The organism is Barnesiella sp. (assembly GCF_022723415.1).
GTDB classification, from domain to species: domain Bacteria; phylum Bacteroidota; class Bacteroidia; order Bacteroidales; family Barnesiellaceae; genus Barnesiella; species Barnesiella intestinihominis.
Genome location: NZ_JAIJHU010000080.1, coordinates 1 through 9169, shown reverse-complemented (window position 1 = coordinate 9169; position 9169 = coordinate 1). Strand labels below are relative to the sequence as shown.

The window sequence follows — 9169 nt, the reverse complement described above, 5'->3', positions numbered from 1 at the left end:
TTTAAACTCCTCCCTTGCCGTGCCCCGTAGCATTGCGGGGTGTGGCGCAGCCATAGGGGAGGTGGCACATAGTGACGGAGGGGTTGAATGAATGGGTCTTTAAACTATCCCAAGAAGTTGTCTTGTGGGCAAGTTTCATGAGTCTATGCCGTAAAAAGTATAATTCGAGGTATTTCGTTCGGTGGGAAATTTGTATCTTTGCAGTATGCGAATATAGATTGCGCCTCGGTATAACCAAGTAAATTTGTTTCTACTCTCGGCTTGCACTATCTTTGCACTCTGCAAAAAAAATGAGTTGTATTCCAGAGGTTACGGTAGACCGGTCTCGATCGGTGCAGATCCTCTTTAATCCAAGTGATTCGATAGAAAATAATACGATATATGGAGAAGAATTTCAAACGTACATTGGTTACCACCGCTTTGCCTTATGCCAACGGCCCTGTGCATATAGGTCACTTGGCGGGAGTATATGTCCCGGCAGATATTTATACCCGGTATCTGCGGTTGAAAGGCGAAGATGTGATCATGATCGGCGGTAGCGACGAGCATGGCGTGCCTATCACGATTAAGGCGAAGGCCGAAGGAGTGACCCCGCAGGATATCGTGGACCGTTATCACAATATTATTAAAAAATCGTTCGAGGAGTTTGGAATCTCTTTCGATATTTACTCTCGCACGACTTCCAAGATTCATAGCGAAATGGCTTCCGATTTCTTTCGGAAGTTGTACGATAAAGGCGAATTTATCGAGAAGACCTCGATGCAATATTACGACGAGGAGGCTAACCAGTTCCTCGCAGACCGGTATATTACCGGGACTTGTCCGCACTGTGGCAACGAACATGCTTATGGCGACCAATGCGAGGCTTGCGGCACATCGTTGAATGCGACCGACTTGATTAATCCCAAATCGGCCATTACGGGAAATCAGCCTGTTTTGCGGGAGACAAAGCATTGGTATCTGCCTCTCGACAAGTGGGAACCGTTCTTGCGCCAATGGATTTTGGAAGAGCATAAGGAATGGAAACCGAATGTGTACGGACAATGCAAATCGTGGCTCGACATGGGGTTACAACCTCGCGCGGTGAGTCGTGATCTCGATTGGGGGGTTCCCGTACCGGTGGAAGGCGCCGAAGGTAAGGTATTGTATGTGTGGTTCGATGCTCCTATCGGGTATATCTCGAATACCAAAGAGTTGCTTCCCGATAAATGGGAACTTTATTGGAAAGACAAGGATACGAAGATGGTCCACTTTATCGGCAAGGACAACATCGTATTCCACTGCATTGTTTTCCCTGCGATGCTGAAAGCCGAGGGGAGTTATATTTTGCCGGATAATGTGCCGGCCAACGAGTTCTTGAATTTGGAGGGTGACAAGATTTCCACTTCGAGAAACTGGGCGGTGTGGTTACACGAGTATCTCGAAGAGTTCCCCGGCAAACAGGACGTGCTGCGTTATGTGCTCACGGCTAACGCTCCCGAGACGAAGGACAACGATTTCACTTGGAAAGATTTCCAAGCGCGTAACAATAATGAATTGGTGGCTATTCTCGGCAATTTCGTGAATCGAGCTTTGGTGCTGACTCATAAATATTTCGACGGTAAAGTACCGGTTGCAGGTGAATTGACCGACTATGACCGGGAAACATTGAAGGAGTTTGCCGATGTGAAAGCCGAGGTGGAGAATTACCTCGACCATTACCGTTTTCGCGATGCCTTGAAGGAGGCGATGAATCTGGCTCGTATCGGGAACAAATATCTTGCCGATACCGAACCGTGGAAGCTGGCGAAAACCGATATGGACAGGGTGGCGACGATATTGAACCTTTCGTTGCAGATTACGGCCAATCTGGCTATCGCTTTCGAACCATTCCTACCTTTCTCTGCCGAGAAGCTGCGGGGAATGTTGCATTTGGGACATTGTGACTGGAATATGCTGGGACGTACCGATATTTTGCCTGCCGGAGCCGAGTTGGGTAAGGCCGAGTTGCTGTTCGAGAAGATAGAAGACAGCGTGATCGAGGCGCAGGTGAACAAGTTGTTGGAGACGAAGAAAGCCAATGAATTGAAGAATCACAAGGCTGCGCCGATACGGGAGAATATCGCTTTCGACGATTTCATGAAATTGGATATTCGGGTGGGTAAAGTGCTGGAATGTCAGAAAGTGCCCAAAGCCGACAAGTTGCTGCAATTCCGTATCGACGATGGTTTGGGCGGACGTACGATCGTATCGGGTATCGCCAAGCATTATGCTCCCGAAGATTTGGTGGGTAAGAATGTGTGCTTCGTGGCTAATCTCGAACCTCGCAAATTGAAGGGTATCGAGTCGCAGGGTATGATTCTTTCGGCCGAGGATGCCGACGGGCGTTTGATTGTCATCTCCCCGGCGACCGATGAAATCGCTCCCGGTTCGGAAGTGAAATAACTTGGAATCTTGATAAAAATTGTGGCCCCGATACCGAACGAAGTATCGGGGCTTTTTTAGTTCGGCTTGAAAAGATTCGTTTCTGCAAACAACAATTATTGAGTGTAGATTTTTAAGCGTGAGGTTTTTAAAGGGTGGTATACTTTGATTCCTCAAAGCCACAGAATCATGAATTTTAGCCCTGTGGAGGATTTATTTTCAATGACTTGACGGTTGTTGTAAATGCAGGATAGGGAACGGTTTGCCAGAAGGATCCAATTCATCTCGTCCTATAACCTCGTAACCCATGTGCAAATAAAATTTGTAAGCCTGTTCGTTATCTTCGTTTACATCTACTTTGTAGATATTGCATTTGTCGATGGCATAATCCACGAATGCTTTGCCGTAACCGTGTCCTTGTTCTTCGGGCAGTACGAACAACATTTCCAGCATGTCGTCGCTTAATCCCATAAATGCGGCAATCCGCCCGTTCTCATTGCGTATTACAAACAGTTTGACAGCCGGGAAATATTGGTTTCTTATTAAAGGTTTGAAGTATTCTATATCTTCTTCTTTTAAAAAATGATGGGAACTGCGTACCGACTTTTCCCATACGATCAACAGTTCGTCTAAAATTTCGTCTGATAAGGATTGTAATTTTTCTATTTCCATTTTTTGGGGTAATTGTCGTTTATAAACTATCGAATGTAAAGATACAAAAAGTGCCGATTATCATTTGTGAATCATGGCTTTCATTGTTCCAACTGTCCGGTCTTGCGGAAGTATTTTTGCAGGACGAGAAGCGAAATGAGTTTTTCTCGTTTCTTGTCGAAGAATTGGCTGACGTATTCGTTGGCGTGGCGGGATATTTCGATGGCTTCGTCGGGGTGGGCGGTATAGTAGGCGATACGCTCTTCGAGGTCCGAGAAATCGGGTTTGATTTCGATATAGTGGTAGTTGGGAATAAGTCGTCCCTCCATGAACCAAGTTTCGAATTCGGGTCGGGGCATGACGGCTACGGAGTTGGAGGACATGACCCATTTGAGGTTGCTGGCGACATCGTTCCCTTCGAGGGCGAGGATAAATTTGTACCGCAGATGTTCGGCGATGGTTTTCTTACCGGTACGCCAAGCGGGATTGCCGTTGCGACTGGTGTCGCCCAAGTCGTAGAGGGGATTGCCGAAGTATTTATTAAAAAAGGCAATGCGTTTGGTTTTCCCTTCGTTGACTTTTCCTCGGAAAATGACTTTGTCCATTTTCTTTTCGAACGGTATTTTGTCCTTGACGAAGATGAAATGTCTCACTTTGTTCAAATTCAATAGTATGGCATTTGCCGATTGATTGTGAATGGGCCTGCTCTTAACAATGGAAGGGGTATCGGGCATGAAATTGATATCGCCGAAACAGTAGTTCCATTGCAGGTTTTCGGGGAAGTACCGGAGGTATTCGAATGAATCGAAGTAATAGACTTTTCCTTTCCTTTGCAATTTGAGTTCGTTCAGGTGGGGAGAGCCTTCGGGTAGTTTTACCGGTTCGGCGAGCCGATTGTAATAGTCCACCCGGTCGTTTATGTAATTTTTATCGGATCGGGTATCAGCTTGTGCGAGAATCTTATTCAGCCTTTTTCGACAAATCGCTTTCAAAGGCAGCAGCCTGAGAAAATAGGATTTCAAATAATAGCTGTATTTGGGATTCTTGCCGTTGCGTATACTATAAAAAATGTTATCCATTGTATTTTTGTCTTATGTGTGTTGGGAACAAAGATAAATATTTTAATATTATTTTATGAAAAAGTCTTTGTATTTCCTTTTCGTATATTCAACCCCCTTGCCCTATGGGCACTCCCCCTATATTTCCTTACGGCAACACCCCGCAATGCTACGGGGCACGGCAGGGGGAGAGGGTTAAGTTCGATTCTATATTTATTATTGTGAATGCGCTGTGAATATTTGTTGTATCTTCTTGAAATCGGTAAAGTTTTCTTTTCAGATTGATTTATTGTGTTTTATTAAATGTTGCTTTTGTGTTGGATTCCGAGAAACTATTTATATTTTTACAGTCTTAATGAGTTTTTGTTAAGATTTATTTGTCAGGACATGTAATTTTTGGAACCGCATGAGAATAAAAGATTTTGTCAAATGTAATTTGAATAATTTATTTTATAGAGAATATCGTCTTCGTCGTAAAGTACGCAGACATTTATTGCCATATTACAAGGAGGCGTTTCCTGTCGGGAAAAATACGAATAAAATGATTGTTTTTATGGCCGATGGAAGGAAAAGTCATGGAGGATTGGCCGATAGGCTACGGGGAATCGTTTCGACGTATGAATATTGCTTAAATCATAGAGTCGATTTTCGTATTCATTTTACAAGCCCATTCAATCTAGAAGATTTATTACTTCCTAATGAATACGATTGGAGGATAGGAGCTGGTGAAATTTCGTATAATCCAACATTTTCTACTCCGGTTTATATTGATTCCAACAGCCGTTATCCAGAGGCTGATTGTCGATTTCAACGTAAAATGGCAGAGAAATATTTAGGTCGAGATTTTCGGCAGATTCATATATATACCAATATGTATTATGCCGACGATCGTTTTGGCTTGTTGTTTAATAAGTTGTTTAAGCCTGCCCCTATATTACAGTCTTGGATTGATGAAAATTTACAGATTTTAGGTCAGAATTTTATTGCATTAAGTTTTCGATTTCAAAACCTTCTCGGAGACTCTGTTGATGGTAAGATTGTTTATTCGCCAGAAGAACAACGAGAACTGATAAATAGCTGTATTTGTCAGATAGAACTTTTAAGAAAAACTAATCCCGATTCGAAAAAGATTCTCGTTACTGCCGATAGTGGCAGTTTTTTAAAAGAAGTATCAAAATTGGATTTTGTATATTTGTTACCGGGAAAAGTCGGTCACATGGATAGTACTTCTCAACAAGATATTCAAGTACATATGAAGACTTTTCTCGATTTTTTCGTTCTTTCTCACGCCAAGAAAATATATTTGTTGATAACCGGTAAAATGTACAAAAGTGGTTTTGCCAAAAGAGCGGCGAAATTAAATAATATTCCATTTGAAGAGGTCGAGTTTTAAATAAATATAATTTTTGTGGGCAAGTAAAATACCTGTTTTTCTTTAACAGGTATTTTTTTTATTGGGTTGTAAAATATTTATAGAAAAATTTGTATTTCTATCCGATGTAATTATATCTTTGTAGTATTAATTAACCAAAATATCATAAACTATGAGAAATTTTATTTACGCAATCGGAGTGTGCTCACTTCTTTTTTCCTGTAATTCTGAACTGGAAACTTTGCCGGAAGAGTTTAATACAGAAGGGCCTGCGCCTCTTGTCACACGTGTGGCGGCTCATCCTAAATATGGTGTGTTGGGGTGGGGATATGATGTTACCGGCAATTATATGAGTCATGGGAAAGGGGTTACCCTGCCTGTTATTGATATAGACCGGTTCGAGGCGGAAAATTTCGACCGCATAGTTCTCGATTCTTCGACATCGCAAGAGACAGAATATTATTATGGCACTACTGCCGAGGAGTATTTGAAACGTGTGGGAGACAATGTGGACACCGGAGTCGATGCGAAAAAGGCTTTATTCAGTTTGACAATAACCGGTAATTATCAAAAAAATACATCGTATTCGTCGGAATATTCTTTTGCCGGATGCGACCATTATTATTCTTTGAAAAGATGTTATATAAGGGCGGCGGTCGAGCGGTTACAAAACTATCTGAGCGATACGTTCCGGGAAGATCTCGCCGAACTGCCTGCCGAAGATATCGTAGATTTTTACGGCACTCATGTGCTGGCCGATATTCGTATGGGCGGACGCGTGAGTTTCTTGTATAAGACGTATGCCGGCAAGGAGAATGTCGAGGCGATTACGAAAGCGGGATTCAAGGTCAATGTTCTCAATTTGTTTTCCATCGGGAACGAATATCAAGTCAATACCAGTTTGGCGGTGAATAATTCCCGGCAGCTCGCTACGATTAATGTCACCGGTGGCACAGATGCGATGCTGGAAACTTTCGACCCTATACAGGAGCAACCTCGATTTGGCTCTGTTGCGGACTGGCAGAGAACGGTCAATGCCGATAATGCCGGGCTTATCGATGTGGAATTGCCCCGATTAATTCCCATTTATGAATTGGCGGCAGACCCGACTGTGAAAGCTGCGCTTAAAGAAGCGGTAGCGGATTATATCGAGTCCAAACGACTCAAACAGCTGTTCCCGTTGTATGAGTATTTTCGTGCTAACAAAATGGATCATTATGCGACTTCGGTATGGCAAGGTTTAGCAAATGGTCTTTGGGAATACCAAGGTGTAATCGGTTATGTATATTTAGGCCCGGAACCGGGAACGATACCTTTGTATCTGTATTATAATAAAGAGTGCGTAAATCATTATTGTACACCGGTTTACCAAGGGGAAAAGAAGGGCGACTATGTGCTCGAAGGTATCACGGCATATATTTATGAGAAACAGGAGCCGGGGACCGTTCCCTTGTATATGTATTATAATGGGCGCCGATGCGATCATTATGTAACGATCGTGTGGCAGGGGAATAAAAAGGGAGATTATGTATATGAAGGAAATGCGGGTTATGTGTATCCGTAGGAGATGAAACGTATTGTGAATTTATCGGCATCCCTTTTTGAATGGGATGCCGATGTATCGACCAAAATGTAAAGAATATTTATGAAAAGGTGGAGTTTGCCGGTCGCACTGGCCGTTTGTATTTTCTTGAAATTTATTTTGTTTGATGTTATATGGAGTTCGGACACGACTTTTCAGTCGTTCAGCCAGCCGGAGTCTTATCTGATTAAGGGTGCTATCGCCTTGTTGCTCGCTTTCCCCACGGTGTTTTTTCGATCGAGGTGGTATGCCGGTATCGTGTGTTTTTTATTGGATATTTTGCTGGTTGCCAATTTGATGTATTGGCGGACATATTATACGGCGATACCGTGGAACAGTTATTTCCTTGCGGGTAATTTGGCTGATTTCATGGGTAGCGTGTATGCATCGGTCCGATGGTACGACGGTTTGTTCTTTGCGATGACTTTGGGATTGTTGTTTTATACTTCCCGATACGGGGATTTGCGGTCGAGTCGGTCGGAAACGAGACGTCGGGCCGTATGGTTTGCAGCGGGCTTCTTGATTTGTGTCGTAGCGACGGTGGGATTGACTTTTGCTCGAGGTGGATTCCAACGGTCGTATGAGAAACGAAATACTTGTGCCACACCGACGTTCACGGTGTTCGGGACTTTGTGCTATGAGTTCGTCAAGGAGAGTATGTCTATTACGCCGGAGATTCACAGCGAGATAGAACGGTGGCTCTCGGCCGTATCGAGGTCGTATCCGGTTTCCGGGGTGGAACACAGGAGGCATTGCGTGGTGATTCTCGCCGAGTCGTTCGAGGGGTGGATGCTGGAACGGAATGTAGAGGGAAAGGAGGTAACTCCTTATTTGAACCGTTGGTTGAAAGATTCATGCACGTTGTATGCTCCCCGTGTACAGACGCAAGTTCGCGGCGGACGCTCCATCGATGCACAGTTGTTGGTGAATACGGGGTTGCTGCCGATAGCGAACGGTGCATACAGTATTCGTTTCCCGAATCATAGGTATCCTTCGCTAGCGAAGGCTTTGAAACAGGCCTGTGGAGAAAAAGGTCGCATGATAGGTATGACCTCGGACAAACGAATCGTGTGGAATCAGCAGGGTGTGGCTATGGCTTTCGGATTCGACCGATTGTATGATGAAAAGTCCTTCACGAAAGAAGAGCGAATGGGAGTGAAGAAAAGAGTGGGCGATTATCCGTTTTTGCAACAGTGTGCCGAGAAAATAGCCGAGGAGATAGCCGGAAGCGGTGATAGTTCTCGTTGTTTTTTTCAATTGGTTACTTATTCGGGACATGGACCATTTATTATTCCCGATGAGTACAAACGGATTTCTTTTTCTCCGGGAATGCCCGAGGTGCTGAACAATTACCTGACGGCTGCCAATTACACAGATTATGCAATAGGGAAGTTTATCGAACGATTGCAGGAGGAGGGGTTGTTCGACGAGACGATGATTGTCGTGACGGGCGACCATGAGGGATTGGCTTATTTGCGGCAGTCGTTGTGTGAAACAAAAGAGGGTGGTGGACTTGTCTCTCCGTTTGAATATACTCCTTTTATCGTGATTAATTCGCCGGTGGGCATGCGGTACGAGAAAGTTATGGGGCAAGTAGATATTTATTCGACATTACTGGATTTGACCGGACTGGACGATTATGGCTGGAAAGGTATGGGGCAGAGCATTCTAGACCCGTCTCATCTGGGTGTCGCGGCTATTTGGAATTTGACGATTGCCGGGGATACAACCGGTATTTGTCCCGAGGCGATAGAAAGAATGAAGCAGTCGTGGCGAATATCGGACTTGATGATTCGCGGGGATTATTTTAGGAGTGATTTTTGAGAATCGGAACCAGATGTTGTTGTCGTACCAAATTCTTATATTGTTTCTTCTTTCTAGTTTTTAACCCCTCCGATTTCCCTATATTTCCTTACGGAAACGCCCCGTAATGCTACGGGGCACGGCAGGGGGAGAGGGTGACACCTTAATTCGTTTCCTTTGCTGTGGGTATTTTTAACCCCTCCGTCCTGCGGACACCTCCCCTATATTTGCGTTGCAAAACACAGGGGAGGAGGTTAATACCTTACGATGTATCGTGTTTGTCTTTCACCCCCCCCCTAT

6 protein-coding genes are annotated in these 9169 nt (G+C 44.1%); 4 read left to right on the top strand and 2 right to left on the bottom strand.

Features of this window, described 5'->3' with window-relative positions:
- The first annotated feature begins 381 nt into the window (after nt 1–381).
- The gene (gene metG, locus QVD32_RS12005; protein WP_118687050.1) at nt 382–2424 is read left to right on the top strand and encodes a methionine--tRNA ligase; all 2043 of its coding nucleotides are present in this window, start codon (nt 382–384) and stop codon (nt 2422–2424) included.
- Nucleotides 2425–2622: 198 nt separating this feature from the next.
- Here the strand turns inward: metG and QVD32_RS12000 are convergent, their stop codons facing one another.
- The gene (locus QVD32_RS12000; protein ID WP_008863142.1) at nt 2623–3075 is read right to left on the bottom strand and encodes a GNAT family N-acetyltransferase; all 453 of its coding nucleotides are present in this window, start codon (nt 3073–3075) and stop codon (nt 2623–2625) included.
- Between the two features lie 80 nt (nt 3076–3155).
- Nucleotides 3156–4133 (bottom strand): glycosyl transferase family 90, encoded by a 978-nt coding sequence (locus tag QVD32_RS11995; RefSeq protein ID WP_118687051.1) that lies wholly within the window; start codon nt 4131–4133, stop codon nt 3156–3158.
- A 385-nt stretch (nt 4134–4518) separates the two neighbouring features.
- Between QVD32_RS11995 and QVD32_RS11990 the strand changes: the two genes are divergently transcribed.
- The 3 genes from QVD32_RS11990 (at nt 4519) to QVD32_RS11980 (ending at nt 8890) form a co-directional block, all read left to right on the top strand.
- Nucleotides 4519–5505 (top strand): O-fucosyltransferase family protein, encoded by a 987-nt coding sequence (locus tag QVD32_RS11990; RefSeq protein WP_008863144.1) that lies wholly within the window; start codon nt 4519–4521, stop codon nt 5503–5505.
- A gap of 151 nt (nt 5506–5656) precedes the next feature.
- A complete protein-coding gene (locus QVD32_RS11985; protein WP_118687053.1) occupies nt 5657–7048 on the top strand; it encodes an MAC/perforin domain-containing protein in 1392 nt (463 codons plus the stop codon).
- Between the two features lie 81 nt (nt 7049–7129).
- The gene (locus tag QVD32_RS11980; protein WP_118687054.1) at nt 7130–8890 is read left to right on the top strand and encodes an LTA synthase family protein; all 1761 of its coding nucleotides are present in this window, start codon (nt 7130–7132) and stop codon (nt 8888–8890) included.
- Nucleotides 8891–9169: the final 279 nt, after the last annotated feature.

Coding starts and splice junctions, on each gene's coding strand:
- metG (WP_118687050.1), top strand. CDS start 382: ATGGAGAAGAATTTCAAACGTACATTGGTTACCACCGCTTTGCCTTAT.
- QVD32_RS12000 (WP_008863142.1), bottom strand. CDS start 3,075: ATGGAAATAGAAAAATTACAATCCTTATCAGACGAAATTTTAGACGAA.
- QVD32_RS11995 (WP_118687051.1), bottom strand. CDS start 4,133: ATGGATAACATTTTTTATAGTATACGCAACGGCAAGAATCCCAAATAC.
- QVD32_RS11990 (WP_008863144.1), top strand. CDS start 4,519: ATGAGAATAAAAGATTTTGTCAAATGTAATTTGAATAATTTATTTTAT.
- QVD32_RS11985 (WP_118687053.1), top strand. CDS start 5,657: ATGAGAAATTTTATTTACGCAATCGGAGTGTGCTCACTTCTTTTTTCC.
- QVD32_RS11980 (WP_118687054.1), top strand. CDS start 7,130: ATGAAAAGGTGGAGTTTGCCGGTCGCACTGGCCGTTTGTATTTTCTTG.